The organism is Pedobacter sp. GW460-11-11-14-TSB4 (genome assembly GCF_059423705.1).
In genome coordinates, this window is record NZ_JBWKYI010000002.1 from 138,473 (window position 1) to 164,639 (window position 26,167).

Sequence of the window (26,167 nt, forward strand, 5' to 3'; positions counted from 1 at the left end):
ATGCGCATTTCACAATCCATTCAATCATTCCTTCATTCAATTACTCAATAATCGAACCTACCCATATATGAAACAAGAAAAAACCCCAAATCAGGAAGTCATCAGCCGCAGCCCTTTTCCGGCCTCACGTAAGATATTTGTACCCGGAAAAATCCACGATATACAAGTGGCCATGCGCGAGATCAGTTTAACCGAAACCAAAATCCACAATGGCTTTGGTTTAACCGAACCCAATCCGCCTGTAACCGTTTACGATACCAGCGGACCCTATACCGATCCTAATGCGGTTATTGATGTAAAAAAAGGCTTGCCACGCATCAGGGAGCAATGGATTAAAGACCGACTGGATATAGAAGAACTCGCTGAACTATCTTCAGCTTACGGACAACAGCGCCTGGCCGATGAAAAACTTGATGCTTTACGCTTTAATTTCATCAACAAACCCTATAAAGCACAGGCTGGCGCCAATGTGTCGCAAATGCATTATGCCAGAAAAGGAATCATTACGGCTGAAATGGAGTATATAGCCATCAGGGAAAACCAACAGATTGAATTGCTTAATGCACAACTGGGCGAACAGCACGAGGTAATGAACCACCAGCACCAGGGCAATAGCTTCGGTGCAAATACCCCGAAAGGTTACATCACTCCCGAATTCGTAAGGGCAGAGGTAGCCGCTGGCCGTGCCGTAATTCCCTGCAACATCAACCACCCCGAGCTTGAGCCGATGATTATTGGCCGAAACTTTCTGGTGAAAATTAATGCCAATATTGGCAATTCAGCTGTTACTTCCACCATCGAAGAAGAAGTAGAAAAAGCCGTGTGGGCCTGCCGCTGGGGAGCCGATACCATTATGGATTTATCAACCGGAAAGAATATCCACGAAACCCGCGAATGGATTATCCGCAATTCACCCGTGCCCATCGGTACTGTTCCGATTTATCAGGCTTTGGAAAAAGTAAATGGAAAAGCCGAAGACCTGACCTGGGAAATTTTCCGCGATACTTTAATTGAGCAAGCCGAACAAGGCGTAGATTATTTTACCATCCATGCCGGCGTACTGCTCCGTTATGTGCCTTTAACCGCTAAAAGGATTACTGGTATTGTTTCGCGGGGCGGATCGATTATGGCCAAATGGTGCCTGGCTCATCACAAAGAAAATTTCCTGTATACCCATTTTGAGGAAATCTGCGAAATTATGAAAGCATACGATGTCGCCTTTTCATTAGGTGATGGCTTAAGACCTGGCTGTATTGCCGATGCCAATGATGCCGCACAGTTTTCGGAGCTCGAAACCCTTGGCGAACTCACCAAAATCGCCTGGAAACACGATGTCCAAACGATTATAGAGGGCCCCGGGCATGTACCCATGCACCTGATTAAGGCCAATATGGAAAAACAACTCGAACATTGCGGCGAAGCGCCTTTTTACACTTTAGGTCCGCTAACGATTGATATTGCGCCTGGTTACGACCACATTACCTCAGCCATTGGCGCTGCCATGATCGGCTGGTTTGGCACAGCCATGCTCTGTTATGTAACCCCGAAAGAACACTTAGGACTGCCCAACAAAAAGGATGTTAAAGATGGCGTAATTACCTATAAAATTGCTGCCCATGCGGCCGATTTAGCTAAAGGTCACCCAGGTGCGCAATACCGCGATAATGCTTTAAGTAAGGCACGGTTCGAGTTTAGATGGGAAGATCAATTTAACCTCTCCCTCGATCCAGATACCGCAAAAGAGTTTCATGATGAAACTTTACCTGCCGAAGGTGCTAAGATTGCACACTTCTGTTCGATGTGCGGTCCGAATTTCTGTTCCATGAAAATTACACAGGATGTGCGCGAATATGCGGCAAAACAAGGCGTAGCAGCAGAAGAGGCTTTGGCGCAGGGCATGCAGGAAAAATCGAAAGAGTTTACCCAAAAAGGAAGCGAAATTTATTCTTAAGCCAAATGGAACTGATTGTAATTGCTAGGCCAAGCCTTTTTAAGGAAGAATGTCATCTTGTAAACCAGCTTTTCGAAGCCGGTTTACAGGTGTTCCATTTGCGTAAGGAAAATGCCAGTGAAGCTGACTACAGGAGAATTATTGAAGGGATTTTACCCGAATATCATCCCCGTATTGCTTTACACCATTTCCATACATTGGCCAGCGATTATAACATGAAAAGAATCCACCATACCGAAAGTTTCAGAAAAAGTCTTCAAATTGAAGAATTAGCCAAAAACAAGGTATTCAGCACATCCATCCACCAGTTAATAGATCTCGATCAGATCGCGTCATACCATTACAGCTTTTTTAGCCCGGTGTTCAACAGCTTTTCCAAACCTGGTTATAAAGGAATTATCCCTCCGGGTTTTCGATTGAAGAAGACTGATACCCAGCCAAAAATAATCGCCCTTGGTGGCATTGGTTTAAACCAGATTGATCAGGTAAAAGAAATGAATTTCGATGGCCTGGCCTTATTGGGCTGTATCTGGAACGATCCGGCACAAGCCTTAACCAATTTTAAAAAAGCACAGCAACATTGCCTGGTGCACCCACAAAAACCTTTAAAAACATCATGATCATTCAACCCTTACAATATATTTCGCAGGCACCCCGAACCGGCAACCACTTAGATGCCATTGAAGCCGTACTTCAGGCTGGCGGAAAATGGATTCAGCTCCGCATTAAAAACCAGGCCGAAAGCGAAATACTGCCCTTTGCAAAAGCAGCACAAGCCCTGTGCGAAAAATATGGCGCCAAACTCATTATAAACGATTTTCCACACCTCGCTAAAGCCGTAGGCAGTTATGGCGTACACCTGGGTTTACAGGATATGCCCATTGCCGAAGCCCGGAAAATCATCAACCCGACACAAATTATTGGTGGTACAGCCAATACCTTCGAACACATTTTACAACGGGTAGCCGAAGGTGCCGATTACATTGGACTTGGCCCTTTCCGTTTTACCAGAACCAAAGAAAACCTGAGCCCCATCGTAGGGCTGGAAGGTTACCATAAATTAATGGAAAGAGTAAGAAAGGCCGGTATCAGCACCCCGATTATTGCCATAGGCGGTATCGAAGCCGAAGATATTCCTGCCATACTCGAAACCGGTATTTATGGTGTTGCGGTATCGGCAGCACTCACCAACCAAATCCAAACTTCGGCAGTATTAGCCGAAATTAACAGCAAATTCACCGTGCATTCGCTTTAAAACAACAGCTATGTTAACAATTGCAAATCAAACCTTTAGCTCGCGCCTCTTTACCGGAACAGGAAAATTTAGTTCGGCCAGGGAAATGGAAAGCGCATTAATTGCTTCGGCCTCTGAACTGATTACCGTGGCCCTTAAACGTGTCGATTTAAAAGGCAAGGACGACGATATCCTGCAGCACCTTAAACATCCACATATTAATTTATTGCCCAATACTTCGGGTGTTCGTAATGCCAAAGAAGCTGTTTTTGCTGCACAGCTGGCACGCGAAGCCCTTGAGACCAACTGGATTAAGTTAGAAATCCACCCCGATCCTAAATACCTGATGCCTGACCCGATCGAAACGCTAAAGGCAACAGAAGAACTGGTCAAACTCGGATTTGTGGTGTTGCCTTATATCCATGCCGACCCGGTTTTATGTAAACGTTTAGAAGATGTAGGTACCGCAGCGGTGATGCCTTTAGGTTCGCCCATCGGCAGTAACAAAGGATTAAAAACCATCGATTTTTTAGAAATTATTATCAGCCAGAGCAGGGTTCCGGTTATTATCGATGCCGGTATAGGTGCACCATCTGACGCGGCCAAAGCCATGGAAATTGGTGCCGATGCCGTTTTGGTGAATACCGCAATTGCCATCGCCAAAAACCCAACTGATATGGCCACTGCCTTTAAACTGGCTGTAGAAGCTGGCAGAATGGCCTTCGAATCTAAACTGGGTAGCCAGCAACATTACGCTGCAGCCAGCAGTCCACTAACCGCATTTCTTGATGAACAGTTTTAACGAGGTATTCGAATCCTATAGCTGGGATGATACCAAAGCCAGCATTTACGATAAAACAGCAGCCGACGTAGAAAGGGCGCTCGGCAGTAGCCAGCGCAGCCTCGAAGATTTTAAGGCATTGACTTCGCCTGCGGCTTTGCCTTATCTCGAAGATATGGCACAGATAAGTCAGCGCTTAACCTTAGATCGTTTTGGCCGGGTAATCCAGATGTATATTCCGCTTTACCTTTCCAACGAGTGCAACAACATTTGTACCTATTGTGGTTTCAGTTACGATAATAAAGTACGGCGGCGCACCCTTAACCCGATGGAAATTATGCAGGAAGTGGCCGTGATTAAAGGCATGGGTTACGACCATGTTTTACTCGTTACCGGCGAGGCTAACCAAAGTGTGCATACCGATTATTTTAAAAAAGTATTAGACCTGATCAGTCCACATTTTGCCCATATATCGATGGAGGTACAGCCTTTGGATGTAGCAGATTATGAAACACTTATTCCGCACGGTTTAAATACGGTACTCGTTTACCAGGAAACCTATCACCAGGACGATTACCGCAAACATCATCCTAAAGGCAAAAAAGCTAACTTTTTATACCGTTTGGAAACCCCCGACCGTTTAGGGCAGGCCGGTATCCATAAAATGGGACTTGGTGTTTTAATCGGACTGGAAGACTGGCGAACAGATTCATTTTTTACGGCCCTGCATCTATCTTACCTCGAAAAACAGTATTGGCAAAGTAAATTCAGCATCTCGTTCCCCAGGTTACGTCCCTTCAGCGGTGGTTTAGAACCTAAAGTGGTGATGAACGACAAAGAGCTGGTGCAGCTGATTTGTGCTTATCGTTTATTTAACAGCGAAGTAGAATTGTCCATCTCTACCCGCGAAACCATGGCCTTCCGGAACCAGGTGATTAAGCTGGGTATTACCGCCATCAGTGCGGGTTCTAAAACCAATCCCGGTGGTTACCAAGTAGAACCACAATCCTTAGAACAGTTCGAAATATCTGACGAGCGCTCTGCACAGGAAATTGCTGCCATGATCAGAAAACAGGGTTACGAACCGATCTGGAAAGATTGGGACAGGAGTTTAATTAGCAAATGATGTTAGTAAAAGAAGAACTGAGCCGTTACAACCGGCAAATGATCTTGCCTGAACTGGGTTTGGCAGGACAGGAAAAGCTAAAGGCCGCTAAGGTACTCGTCATTGGTGCGGGTGGTCTAGGCTGCCCCATTTTGCAATACCTGGCAGCAGCGGGAGTGGGCGAAATCGGCATTATAGATGACGATGTAGTGGAACTGAGCAATCTGCACCGGCAAATCCTTTATAACCATACCGACATTGGTCAGCCGAAGGCAAAGGTAGCGGCTGAGAAACTGGCGGTGCTTAATCCAAATATTCGCCTTAAGGTTTATCATGAACGTTTTACCGCAGCAAGCGCCGCCAAGATCTGTCGGGATTACGATCTGATAATCGATTGTTCTGATAACTTTAGTACCCGCTATCTCGTAAACGATACCTGTGTGGCTTTAGGAAAAATACTCTTGTTCGGCTCTATTTTACAATTTGAAGGACAGGTAGCCGTATTTAACTACCAGGGTAGTGCAAACTATAGAGACCTCTATCCGACACCACCCACTGAAAACCTGAACTGCGCAGAAGGAGGGGTAATTGGTATTTTACCCGGCATAGTGGGTTTGTACATGGCCAACGAAGCCCTGAAATTAATTTGTGGTATTGGCGAAACCCTTTCCGGTAAACTCATGACCATTAATGCGTTGAACAATACCGTACTGGTATTTAAAATTGCAGCCGAAAAATCAGCTGATCCCGCAAAACCAGCAGCCACAAAAAACGATAAAGCTATACCAGAAATCAATAAAACCACCTTAAATAACTGGCTGGAAACCCAAGCCGATGATGTTTTTTTAATTGATGTACGCGAAAGTTACGAACATGAAGAGGACAATATTGGGGGCATCAACCTTCCCCTGTATGAACTAACGGAGTCGCTTGCCGCGATCCCAAAGAACAAAAACGTAGTTTTTTACTGCCAAACCGGGCAAAGAAGCAAAATGGCCGTGCAGTTATTGACTGGGCTTTACCAGGGAGAGGTGTATAGCTTAAAAAATGGGCAATAACACGCTAATCGCTCCACGCCAAACGCTTGACCATTTACATCTTCCATTTTTCTAACCGCAAAGGGCACAGAGAGAAAGGTGCAAAGCCAGGTGTATTTTTTTTTTATAGAAAGATCGTCATCTCGACCGAAGCCACGCGGAGTGCCTGCCCGTACAGGCGGGGAGAGATCTTTGGACTGCTGATTCCCGACTCAAAATCGGCTCAATCTTTGCTCCTTCCCAAACTTAATTTTAAAAAGACACCCTATTTAGATCATGAACAAATTACCAGCCCTATCCCTAAAACCATTAGCTACTATTTTAATCCTGTTTACCCTTTTCTGCTCCGCCTGTTCCGAAACACCAGAACGTTTTTTCGATATTGCCATTCTCAATACCAACATGATTAACGATTTTGCCAGCGCCGACCTGGCCCGGCATATTAACGACGAAACCAAAGAATATCCTGATATCCCATCCAGTAAAAAGAAAGGCAACGAAGCCACCACCACCATCAATAATAAAATTTTATACCTGGAGCAATCGCTCGAAAAGGTAAAAAAGCTCTCCGCTTCCGGCGATGAAGAAAAAGAAATTAAAGCCCTTTCTCAGCAATTATACGAACTGGTCATCCCCGTTTACAAAAACGAATACCTGGCTTACGCCAAACTCTGCGACAGCAAAGGCAGCCAAAGTGCTAAAGATGAAATCATCAACAGCATCGACCAGAAATATGGCGCCCGCTTTGAACAAAACTTTAATACCCTAATGGAAAAAGGCAAAGCCTATGCCCAACAAAACAACATCCAGGTAAACTGGGGACAATAAAAATATAAGCGATGGTTTAACCCAGGTGTGATCCATTTGGGTTAAACCACTAATAGCCGCTACATACCCCTTATCGGGCAATAATAAGTTAAACTTATTGTTCGGCTATTGCGCCTGGACCAAAAACGACAACAAGATTGCGTACATTCGCAGCGCAGAAATTACAAGAATATATTGATGAAGTGTCTAAGCAGATGGATTTTACTCCTCTCGTTATTATTGATAAGCAGTAGCCATGAAGCTGCACAACAAATCGTTTTAAAAACCTTTACCGCCAAAGTCATCCGCATCATGGATGGCGACACCATGGAGGTCTTATACCACAACCAGCCCATCAAAATCCGTTTGGCGCATATCGATTGCCCTGAAAAACGTGGATCACAACCTTTTGGTAACAATGCTAAAAAAGCCTTATCCGATTTATGTTTCGGGCAAATGGTGAACGTACAAGGCCAAAAATACGACCGCTACAAAAGGTTAATTGCTGTGATTATCAACGCTAAAAAACAAGTGGTGAACCAGGAAATGATCAAGAAAGGTATGGCCTGGCATTATAAAAAATACTCGAATGATTTGCTTTATGCGCAGCTGGAAATCACCGCCAGGAAAAATAAGGTAGGCTTATGGCAGGAAGCAGATGCCGTAGCGCCCTGGGCCTGGCGGGAAACAAAGCATGCTTTGACAAAATAGAATACAAACATAATCTACATATTAGTCAATCTCAATGCTGACTCTCTTGAAAGCCCAGTTTAAACCTACAAAATCAGGAAGAGATTATCATGATTATAATCACGCCAAAAACTTGATCTTGAAAATCTTTGGGATAAGATACAGATTGATTAGGCCAACGCAGTCTTCTGAATAAATTGAGATGCCATGATTTGCGAACATAGAATAAACGCTCTTCAGAACTAAACTGCCTGTGGATTGTTTTTACCATATGGCTACCAAAAAATATCCGGAAGATAAAGATGTCATTAAAGTACCTCGCTTTGAAGAGGCCGCAGGTTTCTATACTACCATAGAGCGTAGTAAAAGAATGGCCAATATTAAAAGCAAAAATACTAAAGCAGAAGTGTTATTAAGAAAAGCACTATGGGCAAAAGGGCTACGTTTTCGAATACACGTAAAAAATATGCCTGGCAAACCGGATATTGTGATCAATAAATATCGTTTGGCCATATTTGTTGATGGGAGTTTCTGGCATGGGTACAAATGGGAACAGAAAAAAGCAGAAATCAAAAGTAATATGGATTTTTGGATTCCAAAGATCGAAAGCAATATGCTAAGAGATGTTAAAAATAGTAAGGATCTGGAAGATGCTGGTTATACTGTTATGAGGTTTTGGGATCACCAGATTAAAAAAGAACTCAAAAAGTGTATTAATCAAATTTGTTTATATGTAGAAACTGCTAAAACAAGCTCAATTCCTTCACTTATGTAAATATTAAAAACTTAGGCATGATTACTACTTGCTACATAATTTTTGTCACTTTAAGGCCTATATATATAGGCACCATTTGGATGCAATGCTGTTTTTCTTAACCATATTATATTCATTTTATTCTCTTTCCTAATTTTTCTGATTCGTCTTGTCCAGTCGCGCAGCTGAGAAATAATATCTAGTTTGTAAGGCGGAATTTCAATATTTGGGTTAAGTTCAAAAAAAATTCTCAAACGTTTACCCGCGGATGGCTCAGCCATCAAAGTCTTCATCTGCCCACTGTTATAGTCACTAAAGAAATGTTTTTTTCCACGATTACAAAGGTCGCATAACGTCCAAAGATTATCTGGATCGTTTGTACCACCCCAATCAACGGGAATTTTGTGATCTACCTGTAGGGTTATGCCATCCTTAATGGTTCTGCCACAACGTTGACAAGTCGAAAGGTCTCGATGTATAATCTGATAGCGGAGTTTTTCTGAAATAGTTACCCTAGATTTCTCACTTAATAACTGAATTGGGGAATCGAGACGATACCCCTTAGATAAGGTTTTAATATCCCAACCATCTTGCCTGAGCGTTCTAACTACCCTTTGCCAAGAGTGACTTTGAGCAACCTCCGCTAATTCATCCCGCGTCAGGGCTTTGCCCAAATGCTTAAGGAAATAAGAAATTAGGTTTGTTTTAACACTCATATTAATCGAAAAGACTTCCAGGGCTAACATTGAGCGCTATTGCAAGCTTCTGAATAACAGTGATGGATACATTACGTTTTCCCTTTTCAATACCAGGCAAATAAGTTCTGTCAATGTTTGCTAAGTTTGCAAAAGCCTCTTGGGACAATCCTTTAGCTTCTCGTAAGGCTTTTATCTTATTTCCAAATTTGATTTTGATATCCACCTTCAAATTTGTGGAAATGTAGACACGTGAACAACGGACTATTGTCTACTTTATATATTGCGGAGTAGATCGTTAAACCATCAACTGAATTCATAAAAATGATCTTAAGGGCCAAGATGAGTTAAACGGGATTTAGAATAGAAAAAACCATAAATAAAGTATATTTTTAAACTTTAAAATAATATTTGTAGCCGATAAGCATAATGAAAAAAGGAAATAAAGGTGAGTGGAGTGAATTATATGTTTTTTTTAAGGTTCTAGCAGATAAGCTCCTATTTCCTGGTGATGCAAATCTAAATATTAGGGCCGGTCACTTCTATCCCATTGTAGAAGTGCAAAGAAAAGAGGGTGGAGTAGACAAAACTTATACACTAACGCCAATGCATGTAATTGTCGATAAGAATGGACCATCACCAAAATTAGTGAAATATGCGGTATTTCAGGCAGAGGCAGCTAGCCTCCTGAACGCTATAAAGACTTCGAGCGCTACATTTTCTGTTCCAAGGGCAGAAAATTTTCTCAATTCGATCGGTGGTACTCAGATAAAAGCTGATTCAAGCCTAAAAGCAGATATTGTTATACAGGTACATGATTCGCGAACAAATCTTCAGCGAATTCTGGGATTTAGTATCAAATCTAAATTGGGCGGTGCATCTACTTTGCTTAATGCAGGTCACACTACAAATTTCGTTTTTAAGATAAATGGTCCGATCATGACTCCATCAGACATGAGAAGGATCAATGCAATCACTACTCGAAATAAAATTAGGGATAGAGTAAATGAGATACTAACCCATGGATCAACATTGGAATATAAGGAATGTGAGAACCCAATCTTTAACAATAACCTGATTATGGTGGACTCTTCTCTACCATCAATCCTCGCAAATGCCTTGAAACTTTTTAATGAAAAAGGCATATCATCATTGCCAGTTTTGACACAAGATTTAGAAACTGCTAATCCATTGGGTTTTGATCAAAGACACAACCACAAATTTTATGGAATGAAGATTAAACGGTTTCTTTCAGAGGTAGCTTTAGGAATGATGCCCAATAAAGTATGGAGTGGCCAGTATAATTCTACAGAAGGTTACATTATTGTTAAAAGTGATGGCGAGTTAGTATGTTACCATATCATTGAAAAGAATTTGTTCGAAGATTATTTGCTTGCCAATACAAAACTGGAGACTGCTAGTACCAGTAGACATGGGTTTGGGACTATCTACCAGATAGGTAGTGAGTACTTCATCAATTTAAACCTCCAGATAAGGTTTGTCTAAGTAGAACTTGGCCTTCGTATTAAAACCCAAACCTATATAATAGTAAGGCTTTCAAGTAAGGCTTTTCCTGTTGCTTGAATCGCAGGAACAGCTACGGAATTGCCAAACTGCTTGTATGCTGATGAGTCAGAGACTTTAATTAAAAATGATTTTGGGAAACCTTGTAATCTTGACCATTCTTTTGGGGTCATCTTTCTAATCCCCTCTCTGTTTACCTCACCTCTTATATGAGTCGTTGCAGTATAATCTACGATTCTGTGATCATATACAAGATTCCGTTCCCTTCCCATTCCACCTACAACAATTGCATTTGAAATTTCATTGTCTCCAATAATCTGAAAACCAAATCCATTCCCTTTTTCAGCATGCCTATTCTTATGGCTATGAAGAGTAGAGAGATATTGTTTCGATAGATAATATTTGGTCGGAACAATTTCCTCCTCCTTGATATCAGCAAAAGTCACCTTATTATTTGTTGGCTTTGGATAATTGAAATCAATATGTTTATGCTCCTTTTTATAACCGACTATGTAAATACGCTCCCTATTTTGTGGTACGCCAAAATCTTTAGCGTTGATAATTTGTGGCTCGGGCACCTCATATCCAAGGTCTTCTCTTAATACATTGAGAATGGTTGAAAGCGTTTTGCCCTTATCGTGATTTCTGAGTCCCTTCACATTCTCAAGAAAGATCGCTTTTGGTTTTCTAGTTCTGATGATTTCTGCTACATCAAAAAATAGGGTTCCCCTGGTATCCTCAAAACCGCCGCGTTTTCCTGCAATAGAAAATGCCTGACATGGGAAGCCAGCACATAAAACGTCAAATTCTTTTGGTATATAAGCCTTTATCTCAGGATCGGTAATATCACCGAAAGGAACTTCACCGTAATTATGTAGATAAGTTATTTTTGCATTTTTATCCCATTCACTAGTAAAAACGCATTTTCCGCCGAGATTTTGCATAGCGAGTCGAAAACCACCAATACCAGCAAATAGATCTATAAAAGTAAACTTTGGTTTTTTCGGCGCTGGAAATGGAATCTTATTCATTTCTTTAGCAATAAGCTTAACCAATTCTTCAATATTAAACTGATTAAAGATATCACTAGGCGTCATCTCTGATAGAAAACGTAGGGCATCGGAACGATAACTTTGTTCAGATTGGTGATTTAAGTTTTGAATGAAATGCGTGATTACAGCATCTCTTTCATTACCAGGGCGTTTAGTATTGATCTTATCAAGATTATGTACAAAATCCTTAATTCCAAATTGTTCTACAGTGTCTTCCTTTTTTGGCTTCAGTTTCATCGCTGCAAATTGCTAATTTTTTTCGTATTTTCTCAGGCGTCATCAAAAATAATAGTCGATGTGGAAACTTTTTCAGATGCTAAAAATTGATTATTGTCCAATCGAAGATAGCAAACGGGGGATATCCAATAATGGAATGCTTGGTATTTCGATTTTGCCTTGAGAATAATCTAACAATGTTTCACGCCCAATCCACATGACCCTTTTATCCAGCTTATATTTTACTGAACGTTTGTGTATATAGTAAGTGAAGTGATTAAATGCCTTTAAAAATTCACGATTTGGGTAAATCTTTTCCGTTCCGTTATAATAGAAGGGAAACATGCTCATTATTCCTGGGTTTACAATTTTTCCTGAGGTACGTGGGGTATAGAAATCTATAAAGGGGCCACTGTGTCGCTGATGGATATGATATGTTTTCATAACAGGGCTCTCCACTAGTCTGAGTTGCAAAGGACTAGTGCTAAAATCTACATGCTGGATAGCAAAACCATCCGAGACAATATTCAGTTTATCATACTGATCTTCAGATTTTATTATAATTACTCGTTCCTGCTGATAGGGAACTATAGGTACGATTTGACAGTTCTTACTTAGGCACCACCGAAGAAAATTATCACAATCCTTTTGCCCGAACAAAAAATTAACCTCCATGCTATTTGATACACTTATGTGATCAAAGTTATTATTTGTGTTTGAATTTCTTAAAGGTTTTTTTGCTTTAATGACCTTCAATTTACCCAGGGTAAATCAATTAATACCAATACAACCTTATTAATTAATATTTTTAAGAATTCATTTCAAAATTTAGATGGTAAACCAGGTGAGGATAGCACAGGGACATTCTATTACATCAAGCCCGGAAGCACTTGCCTACCTCCTTAGCTACGAAGCCAATGAAGAAGCTAGGTTGGATACTAAAAAAGCAATCAAATTAGCAACTTTGTCCTTATGGATTTCAGCTACATTAGCGGTTATATCTATCGTAGTTTCTATTTATTTTGGTTTAAAATAGCAAATTTTGGGTCGAAAATTAATCAAAAGATATTGCTTTAAGTTTAAAACACTTTACTTTTTGAGCCTAAAAATACAGTCTTGAAAAAATGAAAATTTAATTAGTTACCTAATATTTTTCAAAATCATCACTATTCACTATATTAGGTATAACCATTTTAAACACTGATTAACGAATTAAATCCACAATAGATGAACAAATTAACTCCTGTTATTTATTCATCCCTATTTTTAAGATTCCCGGATAACAGACATAAACACCTGGTTTATACCCATGGCAGCTGCCCTTGCAGGGTGGCGGGTATTCCTTTTAACCTTGGTCTCATTATTCTGAGCAGGGGTTCTCCATAAGCGAACGCCACCAATAAACATCCCGGGAACTGTTCAATACCATTAGGAGTGGCCGCAATATTTTGGCCTGTCAAAATAATCAGATGAAAAACCCAAAGTTTCAGGTTTTCCAGAGTTCGAAGAATTCAGAATACTACTATAGATTAAAAACCGGTAACGGTGAAATTATTTTAAGCAGCGAGGTTTACACCAGCAGGCAAAACTGTTTGAGTCGCATTACCAGTGTAAGACTGAATGTGTTGCAGGATCGTCACTTTATCCGAAAAGATGCTGCCGGTAATTATACCTTTAATTTAAAAGCCGCTAATGGCGAAATCATAGGCCGGAGCGGAAACTATACCACAGCTGCAAACCGGGAAAATGGCATTGAAGCGGTTAAATGCGATGCACCGGATGCCCCAACCGAAAATATCACTTCATAACCAACTGATGCTTTAACCCGCCTCAATTTGTTTAAATAAAAAATGAGCAGGCTATATCATAATATATAGCATTGTAGTGCAATTCACCTCTTTCAGCGGAGGTGTCTGCTGGCTGGGCTGTTCTATTTGTCCTAATCAAACAGGCCTCTTTCTTTTGATGAAAAAGAAAGAGACCTGACCCGAAAAACGTAAAGTAAAAGATATTTGGGCTTTTGTATTTGGGCCTAAAGGTGATGAATCAAAGGCTAATCTTGTTCAAATAAAGATTCTTAATCGCATTCAGCATGACTTGCTAAAGTCTGGCATTATTCCCACGCGAGTGGGCATCTTAATGTGATAAAAACCTACCAGGATAAAACGATTATCTTCAATGAGCAATCCTGATCCATTCCAGTTGCGAATGATGAACTTAAAACCATCAAATCATAGAAGAAGCTTAAATGACCTTATATTTCTTATATGGTAAGAAAATCACCATAAAAGTCTCTGTTTTGCAAACCAAATAATATTTGGCCATCATAAAAGGCAAAAACAAAGGATTTAGCTTCAACCCGGTTTAAATTGAGCAATAATGCGTTATACAAAGTTAAGATATAGTAAACATCAGGCCATAGATCTAATTAACTTCAATTATTATTTTAAAGCATGAGCTGATCTTCACAAGCGTTTTGATTTAAATTTTGTGTGATCGCATCCTGAAGAAATAAAATATGGCCGCTTAAGGCATTGTGAACAGAGATTGATGGCGTTGCAGGGTAGTGCAAACTGGAACAAACAAAACACTAAACACCTATATCATAATGAAAAACAAATCCTTGTTATTCCTGGGCATTAGCTGCCTTGGCCTTTACCTGTCATCCTGTAAGAAAGCCCAATTACCTATCGAAAACGAGACGACAACACTTAAACCTAAAACTACAGATTACTCTGCCACCAACATTATTACCCATAGCCGCAACCTGGCCGTGGTTTATTTTATCCCTTCAGATCTCGATACGGTGGCCGGCTGGCAAACGCGTTTACCAGATGTAATGGCTTATGCGCAAGAGTGGTATGGCCAGCAGATGCAGGCCGCAGGATATGGCAACAAAACATTTGGTTTATCTAAAGATCCGGTCACGCTGAAAACACAAATTGTATTAATTAGAGGCGCCAACCCTAAAGCCAGTTACAATACCAATTCTACCGCTTACAAAACAGAAATAGAGGCTTACTTTGCTTCGCATAGCGGCTTAAAAACCAGTAACCACGTATTGATTCTGGTGCCTGCTTTTGGTTACGACAATAACAGTGTAGAAGGCCCGCAACCTTTAGAAGGTGTACAACCCTTTTATGGCATTGGCCGCTACTGTTTCGCCATGGATAACGTGTATATGGATATGGCGTTAAAAGGTGTAATTAACAGTGGAAGAAACAATTTTGCCAAATGGGTGGGTGGTATGATGCACGAAATAGGCCATGCCTTTAATGCACCACACGATAAACAACACGAATCGCAGAATATTTGGCCCGGAGCCAACTTTAAAGAGCCGATTATGGCCTTGAGCAATTATTACCTCGAAGTTCGTCCTTGCTTTATTACCGATGCTACCGCAGCTATTTTCGACAGGTGTGAAGTATTTAACAACGATGCCAGTACCTACTATGGCGCGGTGACTACAAACATCAGCAAAATTTATGCGGGCTACAATTCAACTTCGGGCAATATAGAAGTATCGGGAAAATACAACAGTACAGGTACGGTAAGTAAGTTTACCTATTTCTTAGATCCTAATGTGAATAACGAAGGAACCGGAACCAATAAGGATTACAATGCCATTACCTGGGCTACGCCATCAATAGGTACCGATAGTTTTAACGTCACCATACCAATTGCTGAGCTTAAATATAAAACAGATGGTATTCCCTACGAATTTAAAATCAGAACGGTACATACCAACGGTACCATTACCGAAACCATTTATTTCTTTACTTTCCAGGGCGGTATTCCGGTAATCAATTTTGGCACCAAACCAGAGTTAAGCAAAAGCGGATGGACCATTGCAGGCTTTAGCACGCAGCAAAACACCACTTCAGAGAGCGCAGCAAAAGTATTGGATAACGATCCGGCAACGTTTTGGCACAGCAAGTGGTCGGGTACCCCAACAGGAACCTATCCGCACTACGTGAGTATCGATTTAGGTGTTGCGAAAACGGCTAAAGGCGTCAGTTTATTACACCGTGCAGGTGCTTACCGCTCAATCAAAAATTTTGAACTGCTCACCAGTACCGATGGAGTTAATTTTACCTCCCGCGGGAATTATGTGGCCCAAAATGTAACCACCACCCAATACTTTAGCTTCAGTAGTCCGCAAACTTTCAGGTACTTTAAAATAATTGCAAACTCATCATGGGATGGCACACAAAACGCCGCCATTGCCGAATTGGGTCTTTACAATTAATCAGGATTTGATTTAAAAGAGATATTGTTTAGCCCCGCATAAATATATGGGGGGCTAACGTATTTTAAAAAGGAACTTCTTATAAAATTACTTGCCGCTACTATTTAAATTTATGGATACTATAACAGAATCTGACCCAACGCCACTAACAATATTTATGCAGATGGGGCCTTTAATTTCAGGTTTAAAATGAGCCGCCATAAAAGTCTACAATGAGATTAATTATCGCTTTTCTCACTTTTTTTTTCTTCTTCACCTTTGGAGCATTCGCACAATCCACCGCCAAGGTTTTGTCGAAAATTTCGGCTTTGGACAGTTTGACTGCCATAAATTCCCCTGAAAAAGTTTACCTGCATCTTGATAAAACCTACTATTTAGCGGGAGATACGATTTGGCTAAAAGGATATACAGTAGATGCCAGGACGTCTTTACCGAGCAAAAAAAGCGGTGTTTTATATGTTGAGCTATTTAAGGGGCAAAAAACACTTAAAAAAAGGGTAATCCCGCTAACTTCCGGATTTGGCTGGGGAGATATTGCTCTGCCAGATACACTAAGCACAGGAACTTATCGCATCAGGGCATACACGCAATGGATGCGCAACTGGCCTACAGAATTCTTTTTCGATAAGACCGTTAAAATAGGCGGTCTGAAATCTGAAAATTTGATCACAAATACGGTTTATAATTATAATAGCAATCTTTTGACCAGCGCAGACATCAGCTTTGCCAATAGCAAAAATATACCATATATCCATTTACCGGTTAATTATACCATCAATATTGGTAACAACCGGACAGAGGTTATTAAAGCGGTAACAGACAATGCTGGAAAACTACACATCAGTCTGCCTATCGAAAAATTGGATAATGCATCAAAAGGAACAGTTCGTTTAACAGTTTCTATGACAAATGAAAAGTCTATTTCACGAACCTTCGATTTAGCGATTGATAATGATAGCATTGACCTCCAGTTTTTTCCCGAGGGCGGACAAATGGTGGCCGGGCTTCCTTGTCGCATTGGCTATAAAGCCATTAATACAAACGGACTAGGTACAAAATTGACTGGATCGGTTTTCGACCAGAATGGTACTGTGTTAGCAAGCCTATCGGAGAGCTACCTCGGTATGGGATCTTTCTATCTCACCCCACAGATTGGTTCAATTTATACGGCAAAGATAACCACATCTTCAGGCAGAAATCTTGCTTTCAACCTGCCAAAATCCATAGCTTCTGGTTATAATCTGGCTATTTCAGAAAAAGATAGCAATGAATTTTTGGTAAAGGTATTGGCTAGTGAAGATCTAGTTGCTGTAGGGAATTTACATCTGGTTGCCCAACATAATGGAGAAATATATAGTGATATGTTGATAAAAAATCCACAGCAAATTAATACACTAAAAATCAGAAAGGATAGTTTGCCGGTAGGTACATTGCTTTTTACTCTCCTTAATATTGAAGGTCTACCAGTTTGCGAAAGATTAGTTTTTGTAAATAAGAAGCCTGACAAAATCGAGATACAAATAGAAAAACTTGATAGTATTTATGCTTTACATCAGCAAATGGATATCGGACTAATCGCCAAAACGATGGATAAAGTAGTACAAGGTTCTTTGTCGGTTTCAGTAATAAATTCTAACATGGTTCAAACTGAGGAAGATGACGAGGGTAATATTCTGGCTACGCTACTCCTAACATCAGAACTTTCAGGTCATGTTGAAAAGCCGAATAGATATTTTATTAACCGTGATTCGGCAACAATAGCAAGATTGGATAATCTACTATTAACACAGGGTTGGCGTAAAGTTGATTGGGAAAAAATAGAAAGGCCAGGGCTGTTTGAATTTCCTGTAGAAAAGAAACTACAGATTAGCGGGAAGGTTTTCCAAGGCGAAAAACCAGTAATTAACGGCAAAGTATTATTGGTTACAGCAGGAAAGAACTTTAATATTGATCAGTCTACCACAGATAAGAATGGCCAGTTCCTGTTCGAACCAACTTTTACTGACACAGTCGGTTTTGCCATCAGGGCAGCAACTGAAAGTGGGCAGAAATCTGTAGAAATAAAGATAGATGAAGCAATCATACCAGAGGTAGGCATTAAAGATATTACAAATTACATTGACGATTACCCACAGAAGCCGCTTGACTACCGGAAACACAGGGAAGATTACAAGGCCTTGCTAATTAAGAAAGGCCTCTTATCTGGGGTAACTGAATTGGAAGATGTAGAGATTTTAGCTAAGAAGAAAAAGTATGAGCTTCCCGTTGATGCTAAAGCCAACTTAGTTAGCGCCACAAAGATGCAGACCATATACCAAGCTGACTTTGGGGGTGTTGCGGATATTAGTGAATATTTAACCCGGCATTTAAAGGGAGGTGTGATCATGAAAACTGATAAACAAGGTTATGAACGACTTATGCTGGCCGAACCAGGAATTGTGAAGGATGCTGCTACAAAAAAAATGTATACTTACGACAAGCCGTTAGTTGTGTATATTAATGGAAGAGCACTTGAAGAATCGTTTAATATCAGAGAACTCCCTTCAAAACAGATTGAACACATTAATTTTTTCATTAAGGATGAACTAAGAGAAGATGGATATGTAAAATTTGGATACCTCGAGATCGTGATGAACAAGGACGGTGTCTATTGGCAAAACTACCATAAAAATGTTTCTGGAATGGCAAGCATCATTAGGCAGGGATATAGCATCAGCAATTCTTTCTATTCACCAAAATACGCTATCAAACCTATTGAACAAAGAGCAGATCTAAGAAGTACCATCTTTTGGATGCCACATGTCTCCCCAAATTTAGAGGGCAAATTTAATCTTAAGTACTTCAATGGCAGTGTGCCAGGTAAATACAAGGTATTAATAGAAGGCATCGATTTACAAGGCAATTTGGCTAGAAGATCATTTTACTATGAGGTTAGATAGTGAATAGTTTTTTTTACAATGATGTTTAGTTGACCAAAAACTAATTTAATAGGCCATAGAAAAATTTGCATATTCAGATAGATATGGCTTTAAAATGAATTTTTATGAAATTTATCAGCTATTATTAAAGTTAGTGGCGACCATAAACAAACGTGGAAATGGCAGTAGCACACTTCCATCAGGAAATACAGGATATACCTTACTAATTTCCGTCTGATATGAGGCAAGGAAAGCCTCTTTTTCATCGGCTGTTAAAGGATCAAGAAAGGGACGTAAGCCTGTGCCCTTTAGCCATTCTACTATAGCTGCTGCACCACCCGAAAGCGGATGGTAGTAGGTGGTACGCCAGATATCTAATGTTTCTACTTTACTGCGTAAATTTTGATAATACCATTCGGCACCTTCCCGTGGTAAACGTTTTGCAGCAATGGCTAACTTTTCTGCCCAGGGGCCATTGGCAGCGGTTAGCCGCATTAAACGATGTGTATGTTCATCCAAATTATCGGGCATTTGAACTGCCAAAACACCACCTTTTGCTAGTTTTTCAATTAAAGCCGGAAATAAAACCGCATGATCAGGCACCCATTGTAAGGAAGCATTAGCAAAAATCAAATCATAAGGCCCGTCACCTTCCCACTGGCTAATATCGGCTACCTCAAACTGCAGATTAGGTAATCGCTTACGGGCAGCCTCGATCATGTCCACAGAACTGTCTATCCCCCTAACGGCTGCATTGGGGAAATATTGATGAAGAAATTCGGTAGAATTACCTGGCCCGCAGCCAAGATCGATCACTTTGGCCTTTTCTCCTGTAGGAACCTGCGATAAAAGATCTATAATAGGGCGGTTACGCTCTTTTTCGAATTTACGATACTGTGCCGCCGACCATGTATCGGGTTGAGGGTGGGGTGTGTTTTGCATGATAGAAATTAAACAATTAAGGCTGCAATTAGTTTAATTTGCGGGCTTGAGTTTACCCATGCTAAAGCATAAAAAAGCTTCAGGTTTTTACCTGAAGCTTTGGTGTGGTCCCGACGAGAATCGAACTCATATCTAAAGTTTAGGAAACTTCTATTCTATCCGTTGAACTACGGGACCATTTTATTTTTCAAATATCGCCTTCCTGAAGCAGATTTAAAAAATTTTTCTTTTTTAATTGCTTCGTCCCTGGTTTGGAACTCTTCATAATAAAAAATAATGAAGGGGAGATAAGCCTTATTTGATTTCGTCTTACCAGCGTTGTGTTCTTTTATTCGTTTCTCTAAATCTTCGCAATGCCCTTTGTAAAAATAATCAAAGTGCACACTTTTAATTACATAGGCAAAGTAACTCATATCTAAAGTTTAGGAAACTTCTATTCCCTGCCCGACTTTTGTCGTTCAGGCGGGTATCCGTTGAACTACGGGACCATTTTATTTTTCAATACCACCTTAATGGTTCAGGCGGGTATCCGTTAAACCATAGTGCCATTTGTTGCGCAAATATAACAAAAGTTTTGTCGCAAGAGAATTCATTTTAACAAGCATTTATCTAAGGATAATTGTCTTTAAAAACATAAAAAATCAATTATAATAGACGCTACTTAGGATAATGCATAGGGATAAGCAATAAAAAAAGCCATTTGAAATGAATCAAATGGCTTTATATTTTAATGCAGTTAAAATACTATCTGATTACACTGCCTTCCTGAAACTTTTCTACAGGTGCTACAAAAGTAAGTTTGCCTTCAGCATTTTCGGCCATCAAAATCATGCCTTGCGATAAAATCCCTTTGATTTCTCTGGGCGCCAGGTTAACAATCATACTAACCTGTTTGCCTACAATATCTTCAGGTTTATAATATTCGGCAATACCAGAAACCACAGTTCTTTCATCAATACCTGTATTTACTGTTAACTTTAACAGTTTTTTGGTTTTCTCTACCTTTTCTGCAGCTATAATAGTGGCCACACGGATATCCATTGCCGAGAAATCGTCGAACTGGATATTTTCTTTTGCCGGAACAGCAACAACATTACTCGCCGCATTACTGGCCTTGCTTTGGTTGAGCTTCTCGATCTGAAAGTCGATCTCAGCATCTTCAATTTTATCAAACAAGAGCACGGCCTCGCCAATTTCGTGACCACGTTTTAACAGGCTCACCGTACCTGCATCATCCCAGTCATGACCGCCATTTTTAAGCATCTTCATTAACTTTTCGGCCGTAAATGGCAGGAAAGGTTCGATCAGGATCTGAATATTGGCTGCTATCTGAAGTGCAATATGCAAGATTGTTCTTACGCGGTCTTCGTCGGTTTTAATAAGTTTCCATGGCTCGGTTTCGGCCAGGTATTTATTTCCTAAACGGGCAACATTCATTACCTCTGATAGTGCCTCTCTAAAACGGTAGTTTTCGATAGATGCCGAGATTTTAGCAGGGTAGCTGGCCAGCTCGTCTATAACCGCCTGATCTACTTCTGTAATTTCCATGCAGGTAGGCACCGTACCACCGAAGTATTTATGGGTAAGCACGACAACACGGTTTACAAAGTTGCCGAGTATGGCTACCAGTTCGTTGTTATTTCTCGCCTGAAAATCTTTCCAGGTAAAATCGTTATCCTTAGTCTCAGGAGCGGTTGCAGTTAATACATAACGCAATACATCCTGCTTGCCTTCAAACTCTCTTAAATATTCGTTTAACCAAACTGCCCAGTTTTTAGAAGTCGATATTTTTTGTCCTTCTAAATTTAAGAATTCGTTTGCGGGCACATTATCCGCCAAAGTATATTCGCCATGTGCCATTAACATCGCAGGGAAAATAATGCAATGGAAAACGATATTATCTTTACCGATAAAGTGAACCAATTTGGTTTCGTCGCTTTTCCAGTATTCTTCCCAACCACACTTATCGTTTTCGTAACTGCTGATGTAATATTCTTCAGCCTTAGGATTCCATACATCCAGCTTTGCATAGTTACACAGCTCTTTGGTCGCAGAAATATATCCAATAGGGGCATCAAACCACACATAAAGCACTTTACCTTCAGCATCGCGAAGCGGAACACGCACGCCCCAATCTAAATCGCGGGTCATTGCTCTTGGCTGTAAGCCTGCATTTAACCAGCTTTGGCATTGGCCATATACATTCGGGCGCCACTCTTTATGGCTTTCGATATAAGTACGTAAACGGTCTTCATATTTATCCAGTGGCAGAAACCAGTTCTTTGTTTCTTTTAAAATGGGTTTATCGCCTGATAGCGTCGATTTTGGATTGATTAAGTCGGTTGCATTAAGCGTAGAGCCACAGTTTTCGCACTGATCGCCATAAGCATTTTCGTTACCACATTTAGGGCAGGTACCGGTAATGTAACGATCGGCCAAAAATTGTTTTGCAGTGGCATCGTAATATTGTTCGGTAATTTCTTCTGTAAAAACACCTTTATCGTAGAGGGTTTCGAAGAAATCGGCAGCTGTTTGATGATGGGTAAGCGATGAGGTACGGTGATAGATATCGAAAGATACCCCGAATTCTTTAAACGAATCGCCAATAATTTTATGGTACTTATCTACCACTTCCTGAGGCGTAATTCCTTCTCTTTTGGCTTTTAAAGTAATGGGCACACCATTTTCGTCAGATCCACAGATGAACTTTACATCGCGTTTATTCGACCTTAAATAACGGGCATAAATATCTGCAGGGATGTAAACACCAGCCAGGTGTCCAATATGAACCGGTCCATTGGTATATGGAAGCGCTGCAGTTACGGTATATCTTTTTATTTTACTATTATCCAAAACAATTTTTATTAATTTGGCAAAGATAAGTGTTTTGAAGATGATTAAGCAGCCCCCGTATTTAAAAAAAGGAGATAAGATTGCCCTGGTATGTCCGGCAAAGAAATTACCCAAACCTATAAACCATGCCATAGTGCAATTAGAAAGCTGGGGTTTGGAGGTTATTATTGGCGAAAGTGTATATGCCAGTCACCACCAGTTTGCAGGAACTGATGCTTTAAGAACTAAAGACATTCAACGTTTTTTGGATGATCCATCTATAAAAGCAATTATTTCGGGCCGTGGTGGTTATGGCACCATCAGGATTATTGATGACCTGGATTTTACTGAATTTAACAAAAACCCGAAATGGTTTGTTGGTTTCAGCGATATTACCGTGCTGCTCTCCCATATAATTGCCCAATGCCATACGCAGTGTTTACACGCCCAAATGCCTTATACTTTTGACGAATCTACTGAAGAAGCACTAATCTCTCTAAAAAAAGCGCTATTTGGCGAAAAACAGACCTATTCTTACCAAAGCGACTTTAAAAACAGGGCAGGAGAAGCAACCGGGCTTTTGATTGGTGGTAATTTAAGTTTGCTCACCATGGTACAGGGCTCGGTTTCCGAAATGGATTTTACGCATAAAATTCTCTTTTTGGAGGACGTGGGCGAGCAAGAATATGGCATAGACCGCATGTTGCGCATGCTGAAAAGGGCGGGAAAGCTAAAAGCCTTAAAGGGTTTGATTATTGGCGCCTTTAATGAAATTGAAGAAGAAAAGATTTCTTTCGGTCAAACAGCTGATGAGGTAATTTGGGATATTGTTAAAGACTATAATTTTCCGGTTTGCTTTAATTTCCCAACCGGCCATATCGACAATAACCTGAGTATGGTTCTAGGTGCCGAGGTGAGCTTAAAAGTAGAAACAAATAACGTTCAATTTAAATATTTATAAGATGGCGATTTTAGACAATTTAGGAAAATACCGCAATACAGGCTTGTTACTGCTACGCATTGGTTTAGGCGTAATGTTTATTATTCATGGTTTCCCGAAACTTGCAGGCGGGCCAGATGGCTGGACTGGTTTAGGGGGAAGTATGAAAGTAATCGGCATCAACTTTTTACCGATATTTTGGGGCTTTATGGCGGCCGCTACCGAAACCTTCGGTGGTTTCCTTTTGATTGTAGGATTGTTTTTCCGTCCGGCATTAATTTTATTAATCTTTACGATGATTATAGCCGCACTGGTTCATTTCGGTAAGGGAGATGGTTTACAAGGCGCCAGCCATGCAATTGAATTAGGTATTGTTTTTTTCGGATTGATTTTTATCGGCCCGGGGAAGTATAGTGTGGATAAGAAATAAGCTAACATTCCTTCAATCTAAAGAGAAAGGCCTGGAAAAATTTCCAGGCCTTTCTTTTAACAAATCACCCATTAATATTAATAGTAAAAAACCGCTTTACCATCTGGCCATTGCCCAGGGTAGCAGAAACGGTTAAGACAACCGACCCAGTGGTGCCAGAAGTAGGAAGCGGAGCATCAGCTGCTCCTCTTAAATCTTTAACCAGCTTAGTAAAAGTATAAGTACCACCACTTACTGTAGCTGTTCCTAAGTTGTTTACAACAGTACCTGTTAGCGTAGTAAATGATAGTGTTTTTATATCTCCACTGTATGTAATTACAATATTTACTGTTCCCGTTCCCTTAATAGTAGGAGTAGCAGCAGCATAACTCGAGTAAGTGCCAATAACTGTGCTGGTATTGCCGTCAAAAACAATTGTAGCTGGTGTATCAAGTGTTTCTGGTTGTTTCGGGTCTTTTTTGCATGAGGCTAAACCTAGCACTGATGCAAATAATATGATTAAAATTCGTTTCATAGTTATTGATTATTTATCCCAAAATACAGATTTTACAAATACTGAAGGTCGGGCTGGTGTGTTAGGATTATAGCTTCTTTCGTTAAATGAATAAGGCAATATGCGCGGAATAGCTGTTGCTGGAGTTACTGGCGCCAATACAGGAAAACCAGTTCTTCTCCAATCGGTCCATGGCTCAATAGCAACCCCAAAATTAGCTACAAATTTTTCTTCAATAATTTTTTGCAGTGCATTACCAGTAATAACAGTTCCGTTGGCTGAAGCAAGATAAGCAGCTAAGCCACCGTTTACCGCAGTGGCTTCTGCAGCATCCGAAAATTCCACAGCCGAAGCAAACGAGGCTGTTATACCTGCTTTATAATAAGTATCTGCTGTAACCAAATCGCTTCCACCATTGGTTCTTGCATAATATTCTGCTAATATTTGATTTTGCTCAGCAAAAGTTAACATTCTTATTGGAGCTTCGCCAGAATATACACCTGCAGCTAGCTTTCCCCTTATATAAGTACTCATGCGCGAAAAAGCGGTACTTACCACTACATCACCATTTCCGTTTGTGGCGCCAACATAAACACCACCTTGTAAAGTGAGGAATGAATTTCTTCTGCTATCATTTTTACTGTTCATGATATCCACCAGTGTTTTACTTGGGAAAAACTGATTTGGCCTTGAGCCTTCGAATTGGTGAATAGGATTGGTCTGATTAGCTGAAGTTAAAAACCGCATTTGAAAATTGTCAGCATTTGTTCTGAACAACTTATTAGTTGCCAGAATAGCTAATATCCCTGTCTTGGCCTTGGTTGCATCAGCAGCTGTTGCATTGGTAGAGAAATAATGAATATACATCCTTAATTTCAATGCATTACCAAATCGCTCCCATTTATCCATATCGCCACCATAAAATAAATCATCAGTTGTTGGTGTCAACAAAGATGCTTTTTTAATATCAGCTATACCTTCGTCAATTAAGCCGAATAAATTATCATATATGGCAGAAGAGCCATCGAACTTTGGTTTTAAGTTTGCTTCATAACCCATTGCTTCTGAGTATGGAAGATCTCCAAAAGCATCTACATGGGTTTGGTAAACATAAGCCTTTACAAGCTCGGCAACACCAGCATATTTAGGGCTTGTTGCCTTGGTTTTCTCGATCACTTTCTGCAAGTCTGCCAGTGTACCTGCAAAAGTAGCCGCCCATGTATTATTGATATCGCTTTCACCAACTGCATATTTATCATATTGAGTAGGTTGCGCGGCGCCACCGCCCTGTGCAGCAAACTGTTGTACCCATAAGGATGTAAACCGATGAATATCAGATCCCATAGTAAAGCCCACTCTACCTTGCGCTGCAGGTAAAACCAAACTTGCATCCGGATCTTTTAATCTTGTAGGATCATCATTAATGTCTACAAATTTCTTGCACGAGCTCAGTCCTATCATGGCTAACGCCAATCCAAAAACTATTTCTTTTATATTAATTTTCATATTTAAACTCT

General features: G+C 40.4%; 24 protein-coding genes and 1 tRNA gene. 15 read left to right on the forward strand and 10 right to left on the reverse strand.

Going from position 1 to position 26,167, the window contains the following annotated elements:
* The first annotated feature begins 67 nt into the window (after positions 1 to 67).
* The 9 genes from thiC to AC07YT_RS03610 all read left to right on the forward strand — a co-directional run bounded on the left by thiC (position 68) and on the right by AC07YT_RS03610 (position 8,380).
* On the forward strand, positions 68 to 1,951 hold the full coding sequence (thiC, locus tag AC07YT_RS03570) for a phosphomethylpyrimidine synthase ThiC (RefSeq protein ID WP_086548291.1): 1,884 nt from the start codon (positions 68 to 70) through the stop codon (positions 1,949 to 1,951).
* A 5-nt stretch (positions 1,952 to 1,956) separates the two neighbouring features.
* Complete coding sequence (locus AC07YT_RS03575) at positions 1,957 to 2,571, forward strand: thiamine phosphate synthase (protein WP_086548292.1); 615 nt, start codon at positions 1,957 to 1,959, stop codon at positions 2,569 to 2,571.
* Positions 2,568 to 3,206 carry a thiamine phosphate synthase gene (locus AC07YT_RS03580; protein ID WP_086548293.1) on the forward strand — a complete coding sequence of 213 codons (639 nt, stop codon included), beginning with the start codon at positions 2,568 to 2,570 and terminating at the stop codon, positions 3,204 to 3,206. Before AC07YT_RS03575 ends, AC07YT_RS03580 begins: the two co-directional genes overlap by 4 nt.
* Before the next feature lie 10 nt (positions 3,207 to 3,216).
* Complete coding sequence (locus AC07YT_RS03585) at positions 3,217 to 3,987, forward strand: thiazole synthase (RefSeq protein ID WP_086548294.1); 771 nt, start codon at positions 3,217 to 3,219, stop codon at positions 3,985 to 3,987.
* A complete protein-coding gene (gene thiH, locus AC07YT_RS03590) occupies positions 3,974 to 5,092 on the forward strand; it encodes a 2-iminoacetate synthase ThiH (RefSeq protein ID WP_086548295.1) in 1,119 nt (372 codons plus the stop codon). The genes AC07YT_RS03585 and thiH overlap by 14 nt, the downstream gene beginning before the upstream one ends.
* Positions 5,089 to 6,129, forward strand: a complete 1,041-nt coding sequence (moeB, locus tag AC07YT_RS03595) for a molybdopterin-synthase adenylyltransferase MoeB (RefSeq protein ID WP_494945169.1) — start codon at positions 5,089 to 5,091, stop codon at positions 6,127 to 6,129. Before thiH ends, moeB begins: the two co-directional genes overlap by 4 nt.
* Positions 6,130 to 6,384: 255 nt before the next feature.
* Positions 6,385 to 6,936, forward strand: coding sequence for a hypothetical protein (locus tag AC07YT_RS03600; protein ID WP_086548297.1), 552 nt, complete (start codon positions 6,385 to 6,387; stop codon positions 6,934 to 6,936).
* Positions 6,937 to 7,113: 177 nt separating this feature from the next.
* Entirely contained in the window at positions 7,114 to 7,626 is a 513-nt protein-coding gene (locus AC07YT_RS03605; protein ID WP_086548298.1) for a thermonuclease family protein, read from the forward strand.
* Between the two features lie 250 nt (positions 7,627 to 7,876).
* Positions 7,877 to 8,380, forward strand: coding sequence for a very short patch repair endonuclease (locus AC07YT_RS03610; protein WP_086548299.1), 504 nt, complete (start codon positions 7,877 to 7,879; stop codon positions 8,378 to 8,380).
* Between the two features lie 50 nt (positions 8,381 to 8,430).
* On the opposite strand, the gene AC07YT_RS03615 is transcribed toward AC07YT_RS03610, so the two are convergent.
* Positions 8,431 to 9,075 carry an HNH endonuclease gene (locus tag AC07YT_RS03615; protein ID WP_494945170.1) on the reverse strand — a complete coding sequence of 215 codons (645 nt, stop codon included), beginning with the start codon at positions 9,073 to 9,075 and terminating at the stop codon, positions 8,431 to 8,433.
* A 1-nt stretch (position 9,076) separates the two neighbouring features.
* A complete protein-coding gene (locus AC07YT_RS03620) occupies positions 9,077 to 9,280 on the reverse strand; it encodes a helix-turn-helix domain-containing protein (protein WP_086548301.1) in 204 nt (67 codons plus the stop codon).
* A gap of 203 nt (positions 9,281 to 9,483) precedes the next feature.
* Between AC07YT_RS03620 and AC07YT_RS03625 the strand changes: the two genes are divergently transcribed.
* A complete protein-coding gene (locus tag AC07YT_RS03625) occupies positions 9,484 to 10,560 on the forward strand; it encodes an HpaII family restriction endonuclease (RefSeq protein ID WP_086548302.1) in 1,077 nt (358 codons plus the stop codon).
* A gap of 32 nt (positions 10,561 to 10,592) precedes the next feature.
* On the opposite strand, the gene AC07YT_RS03630 is transcribed toward AC07YT_RS03625, so the two are convergent.
* Both AC07YT_RS03630 and AC07YT_RS03635 read right to left on the reverse strand, forming a co-directional pair.
* The gene (locus AC07YT_RS03630; protein WP_086548303.1) at positions 10,593 to 11,867 is read right to left on the reverse strand and encodes a DNA cytosine methyltransferase; all 1,275 of its coding nucleotides are present in this window, start codon (positions 11,865 to 11,867) and stop codon (positions 10,593 to 10,595) included.
* A gap of 90 nt (positions 11,868 to 11,957) precedes the next feature.
* Positions 11,958 to 12,290, reverse strand: coding sequence for a hypothetical protein (locus AC07YT_RS03635; protein WP_494945171.1), 333 nt, complete (start codon positions 12,288 to 12,290; stop codon positions 11,958 to 11,960).
* A gap of 1,025 nt (positions 12,291 to 13,315) precedes the next feature.
* Between AC07YT_RS03635 and AC07YT_RS03640 the strand changes: the two genes are divergently transcribed.
* The 3 genes from AC07YT_RS03640 to AC07YT_RS03650 all read left to right on the forward strand — a co-directional run bounded on the left by AC07YT_RS03640 (position 13,316) and on the right by AC07YT_RS03650 (position 19,034).
* Positions 13,316 to 13,654, forward strand: coding sequence for a YegP family protein (locus AC07YT_RS03640; protein ID WP_086548306.1), 339 nt, complete (start codon positions 13,316 to 13,318; stop codon positions 13,652 to 13,654).
* 800 nt (positions 13,655 to 14,454) lie between these two features.
* On the forward strand, positions 14,455 to 16,095 hold the full coding sequence (locus AC07YT_RS03645) for a discoidin domain-containing protein (RefSeq protein ID WP_086548307.1): 1,641 nt from the start codon (positions 14,455 to 14,457) through the stop codon (positions 16,093 to 16,095).
* Between the two features lie 212 nt (positions 16,096 to 16,307).
* On the forward strand, positions 16,308 to 19,034 hold the full coding sequence (locus AC07YT_RS03650; RefSeq protein ID WP_145954285.1) for an MG2 domain-containing protein: 2,727 nt from the start codon (positions 16,308 to 16,310) through the stop codon (positions 19,032 to 19,034).
* Between the two features lie 114 nt (positions 19,035 to 19,148).
* Here AC07YT_RS03650 and tam read toward each other — a convergent pair whose 3' ends face one another.
* From tam to metG, 4 genes are all read right to left on the reverse strand, one after another.
* Complete coding sequence (tam, locus tag AC07YT_RS03655) at positions 19,149 to 19,955, reverse strand: trans-aconitate 2-methyltransferase (RefSeq protein ID WP_086548309.1); 807 nt, start codon at positions 19,953 to 19,955, stop codon at positions 19,149 to 19,151.
* 105 nt (positions 19,956 to 20,060) lie between these two features.
* A tRNA-Arg gene (locus AC07YT_RS03660) sits at positions 20,061 to 20,132 on the reverse strand.
* Positions 20,123 to 20,368, reverse strand: a complete 246-nt coding sequence (locus tag AC07YT_RS03665) for a GIY-YIG nuclease family protein (protein ID WP_086548310.1) — start codon at positions 20,366 to 20,368, stop codon at positions 20,123 to 20,125. Before AC07YT_RS03665 ends, AC07YT_RS03660 begins: the two co-directional genes overlap by 10 nt.
* Positions 20,369 to 20,699: 331 nt before the next feature.
* A complete protein-coding gene (gene metG, locus AC07YT_RS03670; protein ID WP_086549458.1) occupies positions 20,700 to 22,808 on the reverse strand; it encodes a methionine--tRNA ligase in 2,109 nt (702 codons plus the stop codon).
* A 40-nt stretch (positions 22,809 to 22,848) separates the two neighbouring features.
* On the opposite strand from metG, the gene AC07YT_RS03675 reads away from it, so the two are divergent.
* Positions 22,849 to 23,748: a S66 peptidase family protein gene (locus AC07YT_RS03675; RefSeq protein ID WP_086548311.1), complete on the forward strand. Its 900-nt coding sequence runs from the start codon at positions 22,849 to 22,851 to the stop codon at positions 23,746 to 23,748.
* A gap of 1 nt (position 23,749) precedes the next feature.
* Positions 23,750 to 24,157 (forward strand): DoxX family protein, encoded by a 408-nt coding sequence (locus AC07YT_RS03680; RefSeq protein ID WP_086548312.1) that lies wholly within the window; start codon positions 23,750 to 23,752, stop codon positions 24,155 to 24,157.
* Between the two features lie 64 nt (positions 24,158 to 24,221).
* Here AC07YT_RS03680 and AC07YT_RS03685 read toward each other — a convergent pair whose 3' ends face one another.
* Both AC07YT_RS03685 and AC07YT_RS03690 read right to left on the reverse strand, forming a co-directional pair.
* Positions 24,222 to 24,671 (reverse strand): hypothetical protein, encoded by a 450-nt coding sequence (locus AC07YT_RS03685; protein WP_086548313.1) that lies wholly within the window; start codon positions 24,669 to 24,671, stop codon positions 24,222 to 24,224.
* Positions 24,672 to 24,680: 9 nt separating this feature from the next.
* A complete protein-coding gene (locus tag AC07YT_RS03690) occupies positions 24,681 to 26,156 on the reverse strand; it encodes a SusD/RagB family nutrient-binding outer membrane lipoprotein (RefSeq protein ID WP_086548314.1) in 1,476 nt (491 codons plus the stop codon).
* Positions 26,157 to 26,167 lie beyond the last annotated feature (11 nt).